Consider the following 16,903-nt stretch of genomic DNA (forward strand, 5'->3'; position numbering starts at 1 on the left):
CCCTCAAAAAAGCGTGTAAAGCGCAGCTATCCCCTAGGGAATCGCTCGCTCAAGAGTCAAAAACGCCACCTCTAAAGCTGAGCTTGCTCTCATTTACTTTGCATATTGTAATTATCACCAAAAGCTATAATTTTTTCTCACTAGCTTTCCGCTGCTCCCTTCGGGTTTTACAGCAAAAGTTAAATACGCCTGAGCTTATCTGCACGGAGCGAAAAGTTTTGTTACAATAGGTAAGCTGTTACAAATCGTAACTTATGCTGGTTTCTATTTTAATAATTGACGTTGCCCTCGTTGCCTGGTCTTTGCACTTAATGCAAGAGGCGATCGCGCAACGGGAATTTTCACTAATGCTAGCCGGCACCCTAGTTGCGGTCTCAGCCGCCGCTCTGCTAGTCGTCTACTTCCTCATGGGGTCTTGTTTGAGCCATTTGAGCGAAATATCCCAACACACTTACTAAATGATAGTAGGCGATTGACCATTGTCCAGAAGCGAGGAGAGTTTTGTGGAAAAAAAGCCGAAAGCCTTGCCAGCCGAAGGCTCAAAACTAATTTCCCCAAAAAGCTTGACAAATATTGGTCAGTTAAGGCATGATTGAGAGCGCGAAAAGAAAGGGGAATTAGCTCAGTTGGTAGAGCACTACAATGGCATTGTAGGGGTCAGCGGTTCGAGCCCGCTATTCTCCATAAACATTAGACCTCTTGCAAAAATAATTAGGACGGGCTCTCCGGCCCATCCCACAAGAAAAAATAACTCTTGTGGGACGGGCCGGAGAGCCCGTCCCATCAATTGATGAAAGGATTTTTGCAAGAGGTCTATTAGAGTAGGGAAACGGCACTGCCGTATCCTAATTTGTACCTAAACAGTACCACCGCGTGGTTAAATTCGATCGCGACTTGTACCTAAACAGCATTGCCGTGTCCTTAAATTCGATCACCCTACACACCGCGAAAACCAATTTTCCCGTAAAATCAAAACAGTCTATCCCCAACCAAAGCGCTACCTGTGGCAAAGTCAACTGAACCCAGCAATCCAGAGAGTCCGAGCCAACTTGCCCGCACGCCTCTGTACGACCTATCATTAGAACTCAAAGCTCGGATGGTGCCCTTTTCCGGGTGGGAGATGGCAGTACAGTACGCAGGCATCAGCAGCGAACACCAAGCAGTACGCCAGCAAGCAGGAATGTTCGACATTTCCCACATGGGAAAATTTGGTTTGAGAGGGAAACAAGTAATAGAAAAATTTCAACCCTTAGTACCCTCAGACTTGAGCCGCTTGCAACCCGGTCAAGCTCAATATACAGTCTTGCTAAATGCCCAAGGCTGCATCTTAGACGACATTATTTTCTACTGCCAAGAACCAGACCCTATCACTAGCGAAGAACGTGCAGTAATCATTGTCAACGCCGCCACTCGCATCGCAGACAAAGCATGGATCACCACTCACTTAGAATTGAGCGAACTCAGTTTTACAGACATTTCCGAAGATAAAGTTTTAATTGCAATTCAAGGGCCAGAGGCTGTTAACTATCTCCAGCCTTTTGTGGAAGACAACCTCGCACCAATTAAGGCATTCGGTCACTTAGAAACAAATGTGTTGGGACAGCCGAGTTTTATCGCCAGAACTGGTTACACCGGGGAAGATGGGTTTGAAATCATGGTGGATGCCGAAGTAGGAAAAGAACTGTGGCAAAAATTGTTAACTGCTGGCGTTGTACCCTGCGGTTTGGGTGCGAGAGATACCTTGCGTTTAGAAGCAGCAATGGCTCTTTACGGTCAAGATATCGACGACAATATCACACCTTTAGAAGCTGGATTGGGTTGGGTTGTTCACCTCGACACCAAAGGCGATTTTATTGGGCGGGAGGTTTTGGAACAGCAGAAAGCGAGTGGAGTATCGAAGCGGTTGGTAGGGTTAGAAATGCAGGGGCGACACATTGCGCGCCACGGCTATCCGGTAATATTTGAAGGCGAAACAGTAGGAGAAGTTACTAGCGGTACATTATCGCCTACTTTGAATCGGCCAGTAGCCCTCGCATTTGTTCCGGCAAAATTAGCGAAAATCGGTCAGCAATTAGAGGTCGAAATTCGCGGGAAAAACTATCCGGCTAGTGTGGTGAAAAAACCATTTTATAAATCGCCAAACCGCCCCAGTTAACTTAATTAGGTGAGCATTAATTCTGGGGCGGGCTAGAGGGAGCATCTCAGTTTTGCATTTACAGTGCGAGCGTCCCCGCTCGCGTATTGTACAATACGCGAGCGGGGACGCTCGCACTACAATAAAAAAAATGCTTTTTACAAAACTGAGATGCTCCCGGGCTAGAAGCCCAACCCCTACTCCCCACAAGAAAGTGTAAGTGTAGGTGTTCTTGTGGAACGGGCTTCTAGCCCGTTGCTCATCTTGGTCGAGAAGATTCATCTACTAGCTTAGCAAAATTTCGCAAAGTTGCAGCATAGCGATCGCCCGCCACATCCATCAAATCATTATGACCGGCCCCATCAACCCAAAAATTCAATTTCGGCTGATTCGCCGCTGCAAACAACTCCTCTCCATGCCAAAAATGCACCACCTCATCAGCCTTACCATGAATCACCAAAACAGGCGATCGAACTTTGCCAATCTTATCAATATTCACAAACTTGTCAAATGGTAAAATAGGAATCCGCGTCAACACCCGAAAAGCCGAAACAAAGGAACTTTCAACCACCAAACCGCCGACTTTTTGCCGTGAAGCCAAATCAATTGCCGGCCCACCCCCCACAGAACGCCCGTAAAGAATAATTTGCTTTGCAGATACTCCCAACTGTTGGGTTAAATAATTGTAAGCAGCATCAATATCACGATAAGTATTATACTCAGAAGGATTTCCCTGACTCGTGCCGTAACCTTGATAATCATAGGCAAACACAGCAAACCCGCTATCTCGAATCTCTCTGAGTAGCCACAAAATGCCGTCCAAGTCTTCCGCATTTCCGTGACTGTAAAGTATGGTATATTTAGCTTGCGGGTTAGGAAAATGAACAGCAGAAATTTTCACACCATTAGCTGAGCTAACTTTGATAACTTCCCTGCTATCACTCTGACTAGATGGGGGAGGTTGAAAAATTAGCCGTTCTGAAAAAAAGAAACCGTAAAAACATAGAAATGCGTAAATAAAAATTATAGAGCGCATCAGTCTTTTGACAGAAAATTCTCCAAAAAGCAAGCGTTTAATATTTTTTCTGTTCCATTTAGTCATTACTAAAGGCTCATAGTTGAATAAGATTTAACTAATACTTTTTTATTGCGAGAAAAGACATGGCACTAACATACCCCGATGACCTGAAATACCTAGACACCCACGAATACATCCGACTAGAAGGCGAAATTGCCACCATCGGCATTAGTGCCTTTGCAGTTGACCAACTCGGCGATATCGTGTTTCTAGATTTGCCAGAAGTCGGTGCAGGGTTGGAAAAGGGCGAAGCTTTCGGTACAGTCGAGTCAGTGAAAGCCGTTGAAGACTTGAAAGCACCAGTTACCGGTATAGTCGTAGAACGCAATGATGACATTATAGAGGCTCCCGAAAATTTGGCCGACGACCCCTATGGCGCTGGATGGCTGCTGAAAGTGCGCGTTGACAATCCCAGCGAAGCAGACGAGGCTTTCTCGGCCCCGGAGTATCGCAAAATGGTCGAAGGGGAATAGGGAATAGGGAATAGGGCATAGGGCATGGGGCATGGGGCTCGTTGATAATTCCACAATCCGCCAGGGGTTGAAACCCCTGGCTAATAGCACAAGTCGTCTAAAGACGACTGATACCAAATCCGGCTTAAATACCCCCTTTATCTCGCTTGTCCGCTAAGGCAGACTTCGTTTGACTCTCGACAGCGGTTTCAACCATCGACCTTAATCTACAGTCGTCTTCAGACGACTTTAGCTATGAGACAGGGGTTTCAACCCCTGTCGGACTATCGGACTATCGGACTGTCGGACTATCGGACTATCGGACTGTCGGACTGTCGGACTATCGGACTATCGGACTGTCGGACTGTCGGACTGTCGGACTGTCGGACTTTGATACACGCAAAAAATCTTCCTTAGTCGTCTTCAGACGACTTTAGCTATGAGACAGGGGTTTCAACCCCTGTCGGACTGTCGCACTTGGATAGACGCAGAAAATCTTCCTGGTTTTCTTAGCAAAATGTTACAAACAAAGAAGCAAAGTCAATTCAGGAGAATCCGCCTTGGTACTCTACAGCCCTCAACTTGAACCCAACCAGCAGCAAAACCTTTCCTCCATCAATGGTTTTGCGGGTCGGCACATTGGCCCGACACCCAGCGAAATCCAGCAAATGCTCAATGTTTTGGGCATTTCCAGCCTCGATGAGTTGATTGACAAAACGGTTCCAGCGGCGATTCGCATTTCTCAACCCTTACAACTTCCCGCAGCGCAAAGCGAGTACAGCGCTTTGGCAGAATTGAAAGAAATTGCTGCAAAAAATCAGGTATTTCGATCGTACATCGGCACTGGATATCACGACTGCATAACTCCCCCCGTCATTCAGCGGAATATCCTGGAAAATCCAGGCTGGTATACAGCTTACACTCCCTACCAAGCTGAAATTGCTCAAGGACGATTGGAAGCTTTACTGAACTTCCAAACCATGATAATTGACCTCACGGGTTTGGAAATAGCCAACGCTTCCTTGCTGGATGAAGGGACAGCGGCGGCGGAAGCGATGGCGGTGAGTTACGGCGCCAACAAAAAGGGGGCAAAAGCGTTTTTTGTTTCCCAAGATTGCCACCCTCAAACTGTGGAAGTGGTGCAAACTCGCGCTAAGCCGCTGGGAATTGAGGTAATTGTCGGCGACCATCAAAGCTTTGAGTTCGATCGTACAATCTTCGGCGCTCTCGTGCAATACCCCGCCACAGACGGCGCAATTTACGACTATACCGATTTTATTCGATCGGCACACGAAGCCGGCGCATTAGTCACAGTCGCCGCCGACATATTGAGCCTGTGCTTGCTCACACCCCCCGGCGAATTCGGCGCGGATATAGCCGTAGGAAGCACTCAGCGCTTCGGAGTGCCGATGGGATTCGGAGGGCCCCACGCAGCCTATTTCGCCACGCGAGAAGAGTTTAAACGGCAAGTTCCGGGGAGAATAGTTGGCGTTTCTAAAGATGCCAACGGCAAATCTGCTTTACGTTTAGCCTTGCAAACTCGCGAACAACACATCCGCCGCGAAAAAGCAACCAGCAATATTTGTACTGCTCAAGTTTTGCTGGCAGTGATGGCGAGTATGTATGCTGTTTATCACGGCCCGTCTGGACTGAAAGACATTGCTGAGAAAGTATGGACTTTAACAGCACTTTTGGCATCGGGTTTAAGAAGTTTCGGATACAAAATTGGTTCTCAACCTTTCTTCGATACTTTGCGGGTAGAATTGGGAGACAAACCGCTGTCAGAACTTCTAGAAGCTGCTAAAGTACGCCAAATTAATCTCCGAGTTTTCGAGGATTCGACAGTGGGAATCACTTTAGATGAAACTGTCAGCGTTGAAGATGTGCAAGAGTTGTGGGAAATTTTTGCACAGAATAAAGATTATATCAGGGGTGACGGGCAGAATGCTCTCAACATTCCACTGGATGCAGACGCATTGAATTCCTATTTGACCTTACCAGATTTTTGCGATCGCACCAGCAGCTATCTCGCCCACCCAGTTTTCAACAGCTACCATTCAGAAACTGAACTCTTGCGCTATTTGCACCGTTTAGAAGCCAAGGATTTATCGCTAAACACATCGATGATTCCCTTGGGTTCTTGCACAATGAAATTGAATGCCACAGCAGAGATGATGCCCGTGACTTGGGCGGAATTTGGCAAGATACATCCCTTTGCACCCCGCGATCAAAGTCGCGGCTATCAAATGATGTTCGTGCAACTAGAACAGTGGCTGGCAGAAATCACCGGTTTCGCGGGAATTTCTTTGCAGCCAAACGCCGGTTCCCAAGGCGAATACGCGGGCTTGTTAGTTATTCGCCAATACCACGAACACCGAGGCGAATCTCACCGAAATATCTGTTTGATTCCCCAGTCAGCCCACGGTACAAATCCGGCTAGCGCAGTTATGGCGGGGATGAAAGTAGTTGCTGTCGAGTGCGATTCTCAGGGTAATATTGATGTTGCCGATTTACAGAAAAAAGCAGAGAAACACAAAAATGAACTGGCAGCGTTGATGGTGACATATCCATCTACGCACGGCGTTTTTGAGGAAGAAATTAAAGAGATTTGCGATATTGTCCACAACTGGGGCGGACAAGTTTATATGGACGGCGCAAATATGAATGCTCAAGTTGGTTTGTGCCGCCCCGGTGATTTTGGTGCTGATGTTTGTCACTTGAATTTGCACAAAACTTTCTGTATTCCCCACGGCGGCGGTGGGCCGGGAATGGGGCCGATTGGGGTAATGTCTCATTTAGTGCCTTTCTTACCTTCTACTGATGAACAATCAAAATCTTACCCCCCCCAGCCCCCCCTTGCTAAGGGGGGGAGCAACATACAGCCACCCCTTCCTAAAGGCGAAATATCCCAATCCGTTGGTGCAGTTTCCGCAGCGCCTTGGGGAAGTGCTAGCATTTTGACTATTTCTTGGATGTACATTCGGATGATGGGAGGATTCGGTTTAACTGAGGCGACAAAAGTAGCAATTCTTAATGCTAATTACATGGCGCATCGCTTAGCATCTTATTATCCGGTTTTGTACAAAGGGAAAGCGGGTTTGGTGGCGCACGAGTGTATTCTAGATTTGCGATCGCTCAAAAAATCTGCGGCTATTGAAGTAGAAGATATCGCTAAACGGTTGATGGATTACGGCTATCACGCGCCGACGGTTTCTTGGCCGGTTGCTGGTACGGTAATGGTGGAACCGACGGAAAGCGAATCGAAGCAGGAATTAGACCGTTTTTGCGATGCAATGATTGCAATTCGAGGCGAAATTGCGGAGATTGAAAAAGGTAATGTTGACGCACAAAATAACGTTTTGAAAAATGCGCCGCACACCGCAGAATCTCTGATGGTTGATGAGTGGAATCGTCCTTATACTCGCGCGCAAGCGGCTTATCCGACATCTTGGACTCGCGAACATAAGTTTTGGCCGGCGGTGGGGCGGATAGATAATGCGTTTGGCGATCGTAATTTTGTCTGTTCTTGTTTACCAATGGAGGCTTACACTTAAGATTGTAATCCATTTAAATCTCGTTTATATCTGAGTCTAGATCCCCCTAAATCCCCCTTAATAAGGGGAGTAGGGGTTGACTTTGATTACTTCGGGTCCCCCCCTTCTTAAGGGGGGCTAGGGGGGATCTCCGGGTTTGATAGATGCCGATATCCACCTCACCAAAGGCCTCAAGAAACCGGGTTTTTGCGACAATACCTAACTACAACCCAAAAACTCCAAAAAACCCGGTTTCTCAACCTCACGCGACCACTCAACAAAAATTCCCCCGTCTCAGCTATAATCAAAGCCATCCTCTCCATCCTCACCACCCACCATGAGGCACTGGCCCCCCGGAGAACAAATCACAACGGCAAATACCTAATCGAAGAAATTCTCGGCGGCGGGGGATTCGGTGTCACCTACCGCGCCCAAAACCTTAAAGAAGGTAAAGTAGTCGCCATCAAAACCCTAAATGCCAACGTTCAAGGTAAGCCAAACTTTCGCGAATTCCAAACGAAATTTATCAACGAAGCTTTATCTTTAGCCAAGTGCAGCCATCCCCACGTCGTCCAAGTTTACGAAGTGTTTCCCGAAAAGGTAGGAAATATCGAATTGTGGTGCATGGTGATGGAATTAATCGACGGAATTGACTTAGCAAGCCATCTCGAAGATAACGGCATTTTGTCGGAAGAGAAAGCTTTGCCAATTATTCAACAAGTGGGAAGCGCGCTGAGTTTTGTCCACCAGCAAGGATTTACTCACCTTGATGTTAAACCCCAAAATATTATGCTAAGAACCCCCCCAGCCCCCCCTTGCCAAGGGTGGGAGTAAGAGAAAATTTCCCCTTCTCTTCTTCCCCCTTAATCAGGGGGGCGAAATTTCTTCTTCCCCCCTTAATCAGGGGGGCCAGGGGGGTGCAGTTTTGATTGATTTTGGCATAGCGCGACAGGTGACAGCGCCGGGGAAATTGCGGACAAATAACAATTCCGGGACGGAGTGTTACGCACCCATCGAATCGCATTGCCGCAAGCTGTAGCAGCCGTATTTGCCTAGTAGAAACTATCAATTATATTACGCACTTCGACTAAAGAAACCGGGTTTTTACTTGATCGGTCGGTGGGAACGAAATAATGATTAAACCGCAGAGGACGCAGAGGACACTGAGGAAGAGAAGAGAGAGATGAATAATTCTGACATTTTTAATCTGCAATTAGACCTGAAGCATCCAGGCGATCGTCCTTAGCATCCGAGTGTGTTAGGGGACAAATACAACTCTCCTGTCCCAGCCACTGCGATCCTACTTGATGCAGGGCTACCATCACCGGTTGAATTTGGCGACCCTTGGGCGTGAGGGAATATTCTACGCGGGGCGGAATCTCGGCATAAACACGCCGATCGACTAACCCTTGAGATTCTAACTCTCGTAGGCGTTGGGTGAGGGTTTTGGTGCTGATGCCAGGAAGTGCCGCGAGTAATTCGTGGGGACGCCTCGCGCCTCCAAACAGTTCGCGTAGAACCAAAATTGACCATTTATTGTCCAACAAATCCAGCACAAATTGAATCGGACATTTAACCTCTACGCACTGACTTGCTTCCACCATAAACTCCCTGCACAGTTGCCTTCACGATAATTTCCATATTTCTTTAGAAATGGCTCAAGCGTCCTATTGGCTTCAATGCTTTACCTAAAGTAACTATAGGATACCACTGGTAACTGACTTGTGGGCGATCGCGGATTAAGGCAATGTGGTGCACAGTCATCAATTCCGAACAATCCACTCTCCACTCCTATGGTCAGTTCAATTAGTAAATCGGAGTCTGCTGGTCTCCCATCCAGCATTAAAGCACCTGTTCAAGAAACCCTGTTAACACCCCGCTTTTACACCACCAATTTTGATGCCGTTGCCGAAATGGATCTGTCGGGGCAACAAGCGGAATTAGAAGCAGTTGTAGCAGAATTGCGCGCGGACTATAACCGCCACCATTTTGTCCGCAATCAAGAGTTTGAGCAATGCTGGGACAAGATTGATGGCGAAACGCGAAAGGCATTTATTGACTTTTTAGAGCGATCCTGTACCTCAGAATTTTCTGGTTTTCTGTTGTTCAAAGAACTATCCCGCAAACTTAAGAATCGCCAACCCTTGTTATCGGAAGCCTTTAGCTTACTGGCACGGGATGAAGCGCGTCATGCCGGTTTCTTGAATAAGGCGATGGCAGATTTTGGGTTGTCTCTCGATCTGGGCTATTTAACAAAAAATCGTACCTACACATTCTTCCCTCCAGAATGGGTAATTTATACTGTTTATCTGTCGGAAAAAATTGGCTACTGGCGCTATATTTTGGTGTATCGCCATCTCGAACAACATCCAGAATATCAAATTTATCCCCTGTTTCGCTACTTCGAGAATTGGTGCCAAGACGAAAATCGGCATGGGGATTTCTTTAAGGCTTTGTTGCGATCGCAGCCTAAGCTTTGGAATAACTGGAAGGCAAGACTCTGGGCGCGCTTTTTCCTACTGACGGTGTTTGCCACCCACACAATGACGGTGTTGGAACGCTCCACATTTTATGACTCGATCGGCATCGACCCCGATGAATATAACAAGCAGGTGATTCATCACACCAATGAAACAGCAAAACGGGCGTTTCCCAGTATTTTAGATACCCACCATCCAGAATTCTTTCCCCGTTTGGATCGATGTGCGATCGCCAATCAGAAGCTAGCAGAAATCTCAACTAATCAGCGCCCTGCCGCCATCCAATTTTGCCAAAAATTACCCTGGATTGCTGTGATTTTCTGGCAGTTGTTGCGCCTTTATTTACTGCCATCGATTAATGCTGAATCGTCCAGAACCGCTATTAATTAGGAGATATTGCCATGACTAATCTATCGACACGCCTCCGAGAAGGCACGATGCAATCCCACACCACAGCCGAAAATACGGCATTTATGAAATGCTTTATGAAAGGCATTGTGGAACGGGAACCTTTGCGTAAACTATTTGCCGATCTGTACTTTGTTTACAGCGCCTTAGAAACGGCTTTGCAGAGCCATGTCAACCACCCGATTATCGGAACCCTCTATTTCCCTGAGTTAAATCGCACTGAGAATCTGGCTTGCGATCTAGCTTTTTATTACGGTGAAAATTGGCGGGAGGAAATTACGGCTTCGCCAGCGGGTTCTGTGTATCGCGATCGCATTCAAACCCTCTCAGCAACCGATCCAGTCCTGCTGATTGCCCATGCCTACACCCGCTACATGGGTGATTTATCCGGCGGACAAAGCTTGAAAAACGTGATTCGATCGGCGTTGTCTCTGCCGCCGGATCAGGGAACAAATTTCTATGAATTTTCCCAAATCTCGACACCAGAAGCAAGGCGAGAATTTAAGGAACGCTATCGCCAAACCTTTGATGAGTTTCCGGTGGATGCTGACACGATCGAGCGAATTGTCGCAGAAGCAAATACGGCATTTACTCTTAACCAGGATGTAATGCACGAACTCGAAGCCGATGTGAAAGCGGCGATTGGAGACCATACCTTTGATTTGCTGACTCGGCAAGATCGCCCCGGTAGCACAGAAGGCCGCAGCCCTCATGTCAAGCGAGAATCTGTCGCGAAATAACTCGCCCAAGGAAAACAAGATCGATCGTATCTCTAAAATATGCCGGGGTTCTGAATTTACACAACAACAGAAGGATAAATCGGTTAATGAAACAGTTATCACAAACGGTTGAATTTGATGCTGCATTGTTGAATAAATACAACCAGCCTTTACCTCGCTATACCAGCTATCCACCCGCCACAGAATTAAGCACTGATTTCGATCGCAACGCATTTAAAACCGCGATCGCCGTCGGCAATCACAAACGAACCCCCTTATCGCTTTACTGCCACATTCCCTTTTGCGAAACGCCCTGTTATTTCTGCGGCTGCAATACCATCATTACCCAGCGCAAGGAGGTGGTAGAACCCTATTTAGGCTATCTCGATCGCCAAATTCGCCAAGTTGCCAGTTTGCTGGATGCCGATCGGCTGGTGCATCAGTTGCACTGGGGCGGCGGCACGCCCAACTATCTCGATCGCAGTCAGGTAGAGTTTCTCTGGAACCAGTTAAATCGATATTTTCGGTTCGATGACGCTGCAGAAATATCGATCGAAGTCAATCCTAGCTATATCGATCGCGAATATATTCTATTTTTGCGACAATTAGGATTCAATCGGATTAGCTTTGGTATTCAAGACTTTAATCCCACCGTGCAGCAAGCGATCAATCGGGTGCAGCCCGAAGCGATGTTGTTTGATGTGATGGATTGGATGCGGGAAGCTGGGTTTGAAAGTGTCAATGTGGATTTAATTTACGGCTTACCTTTCCAGACACAAGCAACATTCCAGGAAACGGTAAAGAAGACCTTGCAATTAAATCCCGATCGCATTGCCGTCTTTAATTTTGCCTATGTTCCCTGGCTCAAACCGGTTCAGAAACGGATGCCGGAATCTGCTTTGCCGACTGCGGGCGAAAAGCTGAAAATTCTGCAAAGTACGATCGCCCAACTGACGCAAAATGGCTATGTGTTTATTGGTATGGATCACTTTGCTAAGCCTAATGATGAACTAGCTATCGCGCAACAAGCTGGGCAACTACATCGTAATTTTCAGGGTTATACCACTAAGCCAGAATCGGATCTGTTGGGCTTTGGCATGACTTCCATCAGTATGTTGCAGGATGTGTATACCCAAAACCACAAGGGATTGAAAGATTTTTATCGGGCGATCGATGCGGGTGAATTGCCGATCGAAAAAGGTGTTATACTTAATCAAGACGATCTGATTCGGCGCACAGTAATTATGGAATTAATGTGTCAATTCCAACTGTCGGTGCAAGATTTGGAAGAAAAATACCATCTCGGCTTCGATCTCGATTTTAATGACTATTTCGCTCAGGTTTTGCCACAACTTGAGGCCTTAGAAGCCGATGGGTTAATCAAACGATGGGGCGATGGCATTGAAGTAACCGCGCTCGGCCGCTTGCTAATTCGCAATATTGCATCCGTGTTTGATAGCTATCTCATCCCCCACTCAAGCAAACGGTTTTCCAAGTCCCTATGAATCGTCGTCAGATTTGTTAACTCTGAGATGTTGCACCATTCTCAATTACTTGTTTAGGAACAGGCTTTTCGGCCTGTTCCACAACAAAAAAAATCACTCTTTGTGGAACGGGCCGGAGAGCCCGTTCTTGAGAATGCTACAAGATGTGAGTTAACTCAGAGTTGTTAACATAGTCAGGGACGGATAAATACTTTCATAACCGAGTTGTTGCGTAAATTCTAACCAATTCAACAAGGAAAAATCAATGTTCTGTGAACAATGCGAACAAACAGCAAGCGGACAAGGATGCCATCAGTTTGGTGCTTGTGGGAAAAGTCCCCAAGTGAATGCTATCCAAGATCTGCTGATTTATTATCTGCGCGGGTTGGCTCCGATTGCCCTGAAAGCAAAAGAGTTAGGCATTGATACTCATGCAGTGGATGTCTTCACCTGCGAAACGATCTTTGCCACGATGACGAATGTCAACTTTTCCGAAAAGCGGTTTGTTGAGTATCTCCAGGAAGCGATCGCCCATCGCGCCAACCTCAAGGCTCAAGTGCAGCAAGCAACAGACACTCCACCCACCTGGGCTGCAATTTCCGACTTTGAACCCAACTTTGAGGAGAGCCTGGTTGAGCAGGGTGAGCAGATTTCCCTCCAGTTCCTCAGTCAGTCTGCCTCGAATGTGGATATTTTCTCACTCAAACTCACAGTGCTATATGGGGTTAAGGGTCTTGCCTCCTACACCTTCCACGCCTACGAAGTGGGCCAGGAAGACGAGCGGGTGTATCGTTTCATTTATGAGGCACTTGTCGCCCTCGATAACCAGACTTTGAGCTTGCAGGAGTGGGTGGATCTTGCTCTTGAGGTGGGAGCCATTAATCTGCGCTCTATGGAACTATTGGATGCCGGACATACCGGTACCTATGGGCACCCAATTCCCACGCCTGTTCCCCTCAATCCACGGCAAGGGAAGGCGATTCTGGTTTCAGGACATGACATCAAACAACTCGAAGGCTTACTCAAGCAAACAGCAGACACGGGAATTACTGTTTACACCCACGGCGAACTTCTACCAGCCCACGGCTATCCCAAACTAAAACAGCAGTATCCCCATCTCTACGGTCACTACGGCACTGCTTGGCAGAACCAAACCAAGGATTTTGGCAAGTTCCCCGGTGCGATCGTGATTACGACCAACTGCTTAATGCCAACCCATTCCTATTATGAAAATAAACTCTTTAGCGTTGGCCCCGTCGGCTATCCGGGTCTGATTAACTTGAGTGAGATCGACAATGGCACACCCGATTTTACTCCCGTTATTGAGAAAGCACTGGCACTTCCCGGCTTTACTGAAGATGCACCCCCCAGGGAAGTCACAGTTGGTTTTGCCCACAATACAGTCCTAGGTGTGGCAGATAAAATCATTGAGGCTGTCAAACAGCGTAAAATCCGCCATTTCTTCCTGGTAGGGGGCTGTGATGGAGCCAAACCCGATCGCAACTACTACACCGAGTTCGTAGAAAAAGTGCCTGATGATTGTGTCGTGCTCACCCTAGCTTGCGGTAAGTTTCGCTTCTTCGATCGACAAATGGGCGACATTGACGGACTACCCCGCCTGATGGATGTTGGTCAGTGCAACGATGCCTACTCCGCGATTCAGATTGCTGTAGCCCTAGCCAATGCCTTTGAGGTAGGTGTCAACGATATACCCCTTTCCATGATTCTGTCGTGGTATGAACAAAAGGCAGTAGCCGTCTTGCTAACTCTCTTGCATTTGGGGATTAAAAACATTCGTCTAGGGCCGACATTACCGGCGTTTATTTCTCCCAATGTATTCAAGCTTCTGTCGGAGAAATATAACTTGCAGGCCATTACCACCCCTGATGCCGATCTAGCAGCTTGCTTGAGCCCATTAGCAGTCATTCGCTAAGGAATGAGAATTAAATAACTTAGAATTTTGATGGTTCTTGTGGGATGGGCGTCCCGCCCGTCCAGAAAGGGCGGGCTATAAGCCCAACCCCTACTCCCCACTTTCAAGAGTGTAAATTATTTAATTCGCGATCCTAAGTCTATTCAGAGGGATTCATCTGCGTTGATCTGTGTTTATCTGCCCTCATCTGCGGTGAAAAAAAGAGAATTTATCGAGCCGCAGATGATAAGGGATTGACGCTGATTCACGCAGATGTCGAGAAGAGAGATAGGAATGGGCGAGCGATCGGATGGAGATTCATATTCTCAAAGATGGCAGTCGGATTTTCACAAGCTACCGGGTCAAATGAATCTGGCTGAGTCGGAGTTATGAACCCGATCGCACTAAGCATCGAGCATCCAAGCAATACACTTTTGCATTTGATTGCTCATTGTTTGTCGATCGGCATTATACCTGCGGCCGTGTCCCGGCAACACCCATTCAAACGAGTAATTAGCCAACTTCTGCATAGATTTGATTTGTTCGGGCCAAGAATACCAACAGACATCGTGAAAGCCAACTAGCTGCTGCAAACTTTCCGACCAAGCAAGATGATCGCCTGTGAACAAAAACGTGTTATTGTAAAGCAAAACGGTGTGACCTTTCGTGTGACCTGGCACCGATATAATCAACAAATCATCTGCTAGTTGATACGGTTCGGTGGGCGACAATTGCATTTCTACACGGCAAGTATCAGCGTTAATTTCGTCATAATGAATGATGCGATCGCACCCAAAATGATCGTGGTATAGTTGATGATCTGCCACATCATCGCCGTGAGTCAAGTACATATAGCGAATGCCGCCCATTGCTTCTATGTTTTTGACTAGCGGCGGCACAAAACGGGGAGAATCAACTAAAATGTTGCCTTCGGGGCGGACAATTAAATAGCTGGCTGCGGCGTAGGAATTCTCTGAGTGGTAGCCGCAGTGATAGACATTTTCTGCTACGAGTGCGGGCAACAGTTGCTGGGCTTGTTTGATGCTTTTGGGTTTTTCTACAGTGCCGATCGAACTTGTGGGACAAGACAAAAGAGCCGCGAGCGATCGCATTTCTTCAGTTTCATTAGTTGGCTGGTGGTAAACCGCAGACTGTTCTCCCGCTTGACCAAATACTTCAGGTGCCATCCACCGACAAGTATCACACTCAATGCAGGTATTGTCTACTTGACACTCCCCTGGCTAAAGCCGAGGGGATTCTTGATTCGCAGAATCGACTTGCCGATGCAGAATTACTTCAACATCGGTAGCGGTCAACTCTCCACAAGCGTTCGGATCTAAGATCCAAGTTCCGACGTGCCCCGCCGTACTCAATCCCCGACTTAGGATATTTCTACCTGCGTTGCGATCGCGATCTAATACACATCCACACCGACAAGCGTGAGTTCGCGTTGATAGACTTTTCTTAACAATGGTTCCGCAGCTAGAACATTCTTGACTCGTCCCGTGGGCTGGCACGGCAATTGTAATCCTTCCGAATACTTTACCGAAATATTCCATCCACACTCGAAACATATACCAAGATGCGTCGTTAATCGATTTAGCTAAGCAGTGATTCTTCACCATGTTTTTGATTCTCAAATCTTCATAGACTACACAGTCGTTTGACTGGATGACGCATCTTGCTAATTTCACAGCAAAATCTTTACGCTGTCTACTTATTTTGAGGTGGCGTTTTCCTAGAATTACCCTAGCTTTTTTTCTATTTTCTGAACCTTTGACTCGCTTTGAAAGCCGCCTTTGGGCTTTCTTTAGTCGGCGATCTCCTTTGCCCAAAAAACGCGGATTTTCGACTGTAACACCATTAGAGTCTGTGTAGAACTCTTTGAGCCCCACGTCTAATCCAATAGCATTACCTGTAACTTCAATCTTCTCGGAACGGTCAACTTGAACGCAAAACTGGATGTAGTATCCATCGGCTCGTTTGACTAAGCGCACTCGCTTAATTTGGCTAAGCTGATAGAAATGTAAGTCTCGCGTTCCTTTTAATTTGAGTTTCCCGATTCCATTCTTATCTGTAAAAGTGATAGATTTCCGGTCTGTCGCTAGACGCCACCCGGTCGTTTTGTATTCGACTGAGCGGTTGTCTTTCTGGAATTGCGGAAATCCCTTTTTCCCGGGAATTTTCTTTTTACAGTTGTCGTAGAAGCGGGCGATTGCCGACCACGCTCTTTCGGCGCTTGATTGTCGAGCCATGCTATTCAATTCATCGCAAAACGGAAACTCTTTAGCTAAAACAGCGCTGTACTTATTCAAGTCATATTTGTTGACTTTTTGGTTTTCCATCCAAAAGCGCAATGCTTTGTTACGGATGAACTGCACTGTTCTAATTGCTTCATCTACAGCATCGAATTGCTGCTTTTTACCGTATGCTTTGAATTCAAAAACTAGCATGACTTCGACCTCATCACGTTCTTCTTATGCTAACAGCACTAGCTTAATATCATCAAAGTGTTTACAAGACTTTACAGAGTTGTATCCTAAGTTGCAATCCTAATATCTAATGAAAGATACTGGGAAGCTAAAGCCTCCTTCTCCCTTTCATCCCCGGACTAAAGTCACGGGGTTTTCATCAGAAAATTGGGTAGAAACCTCGTCCTTTTAGGACGGCTTTATATTACAATATAATTGGTCAACGACCCAC

The 16,903-nt window shown here is 46.8% G+C and carries 12 protein-coding genes, 1 tRNA gene and 1 pseudogene; 10 read left to right on the forward strand and 4 right to left on the reverse strand.

Going from position 1 to position 16,903, the window contains the following annotated elements:
- Window positions 1-254 precede the first annotated feature (254 nt).
- The 3 genes from QUB16_RS24275 (at window position 255) to gcvT (ending at window position 2,155) form a co-directional block, all read left to right on the forward strand.
- On the forward strand, window positions 255-458 hold the full coding sequence (locus tag QUB16_RS24275) for a hypothetical protein (protein WP_096832242.1): 204 nt from the start codon (window positions 255-257) through the stop codon (window positions 456-458).
- 153 nt (window positions 459-611) lie between these two features.
- Window positions 612-684 (forward strand) — tRNA-Ala (locus QUB16_RS24280).
- 319 nt (window positions 685-1,003) lie between these two features.
- A complete protein-coding gene (gcvT, locus tag QUB16_RS24285; protein WP_333320078.1) occupies window positions 1,004-2,155 on the forward strand; it encodes a glycine cleavage system aminomethyltransferase GcvT in 1,152 nt (383 codons plus the stop codon).
- Between the two features lie 238 nt (window positions 2,156-2,393).
- Here the strand turns inward: gcvT and QUB16_RS24290 are convergent, their stop codons facing one another.
- A complete protein-coding gene (locus QUB16_RS24290; RefSeq protein ID WP_333320080.1) occupies window positions 2,394-3,236 on the reverse strand; it encodes an alpha/beta hydrolase in 843 nt (280 codons plus the stop codon).
- Window positions 3,237-3,295: 59 nt separating this feature from the next.
- On the opposite strand from QUB16_RS24290, the gene gcvH reads away from it, so the two are divergent.
- The 3 genes from gcvH (at window position 3,296) to QUB16_RS24305 (ending at window position 8,031) form a co-directional block, all read left to right on the forward strand.
- The gene (gene gcvH / locus QUB16_RS24295) at window positions 3,296-3,685 is read left to right on the forward strand and encodes a glycine cleavage system protein GcvH (RefSeq protein ID WP_333320082.1); all 390 of its coding nucleotides are present in this window, start codon (window positions 3,296-3,298) and stop codon (window positions 3,683-3,685) included.
- Window positions 3,686-4,224: 539 nt separating this feature from the next.
- The gene (gene gcvP / locus QUB16_RS24300) at window positions 4,225-7,218 is read left to right on the forward strand and encodes an aminomethyl-transferring glycine dehydrogenase (RefSeq protein ID WP_445251161.1); all 2,994 of its coding nucleotides are present in this window, start codon (window positions 4,225-4,227) and stop codon (window positions 7,216-7,218) included.
- 186 nt (window positions 7,219-7,404) lie between these two features.
- Window positions 7,405-8,031: a serine/threonine-protein kinase gene (locus tag QUB16_RS24305; RefSeq protein WP_333320084.1), complete on the forward strand. Its 627-nt coding sequence runs from the start codon at window positions 7,405-7,407 to the stop codon at window positions 8,029-8,031.
- A 368-nt stretch (window positions 8,032-8,399) separates the two neighbouring features.
- Here the strand turns inward: QUB16_RS24305 and QUB16_RS24310 are convergent, their stop codons facing one another.
- Window positions 8,400-8,801: a helix-turn-helix domain-containing protein gene (locus QUB16_RS24310; RefSeq protein WP_333320086.1), complete on the reverse strand. Its 402-nt coding sequence runs from the start codon at window positions 8,799-8,801 to the stop codon at window positions 8,400-8,402.
- A gap of 189 nt (window positions 8,802-8,990) precedes the next feature.
- On the opposite strand from QUB16_RS24310, the gene acsF reads away from it, so the two are divergent.
- From acsF to hcp, 4 genes are all read left to right on the forward strand, one after another.
- Complete coding sequence (acsF, locus tag QUB16_RS24315; RefSeq protein ID WP_333320088.1) at window positions 8,991-10,067, forward strand: magnesium-protoporphyrin IX monomethyl ester (oxidative) cyclase; 1,077 nt, start codon at window positions 8,991-8,993, stop codon at window positions 10,065-10,067.
- 11 nt (window positions 10,068-10,078) lie between these two features.
- Window positions 10,079-10,825 carry a heme oxygenase (biliverdin-producing) gene (locus QUB16_RS24320; protein ID WP_333320090.1) on the forward strand — a complete coding sequence of 249 codons (747 nt, stop codon included), beginning with the start codon at window positions 10,079-10,081 and terminating at the stop codon, window positions 10,823-10,825.
- A gap of 86 nt (window positions 10,826-10,911) precedes the next feature.
- On the forward strand, window positions 10,912-12,309 hold the full coding sequence (gene hemN, locus QUB16_RS24325; protein ID WP_333320092.1) for an oxygen-independent coproporphyrinogen III oxidase: 1,398 nt from the start codon (window positions 10,912-10,914) through the stop codon (window positions 12,307-12,309).
- 244 nt (window positions 12,310-12,553) lie between these two features.
- Window positions 12,554-14,221 (forward strand): hydroxylamine reductase, encoded by a 1,668-nt coding sequence (gene hcp, locus QUB16_RS24330; RefSeq protein ID WP_333320094.1) that lies wholly within the window; start codon window positions 12,554-12,556, stop codon window positions 14,219-14,221.
- Between the two features lie 383 nt (window positions 14,222-14,604).
- On the opposite strand, the pseudogene QUB16_RS24335 reads toward hcp, so the two are convergent.
- Together QUB16_RS24335 and QUB16_RS24340 are read right to left on the reverse strand one after the other, a co-directional pair.
- A pseudogene (locus QUB16_RS24335) lies at window positions 14,605-15,438 on the reverse strand (MBL fold metallo-hydrolase); the annotation flags it as partial.
- Window positions 15,439-15,441: 3 nt separating this feature from the next.
- On the reverse strand, window positions 15,442-16,653 hold the full coding sequence (locus QUB16_RS24340) for a transposase (protein ID WP_333320096.1): 1,212 nt from the start codon (window positions 16,651-16,653) through the stop codon (window positions 15,442-15,444).
- Between the last annotated feature and the right edge of the window lie 250 nt (window positions 16,654-16,903).

This window comes from Microcoleus sp. D3_18a_C4 (assembly GCF_036702415.1).
GTDB lineage: Bacteria > Cyanobacteriota > Cyanobacteriia > Cyanobacteriales > Microcoleaceae > Microcoleus.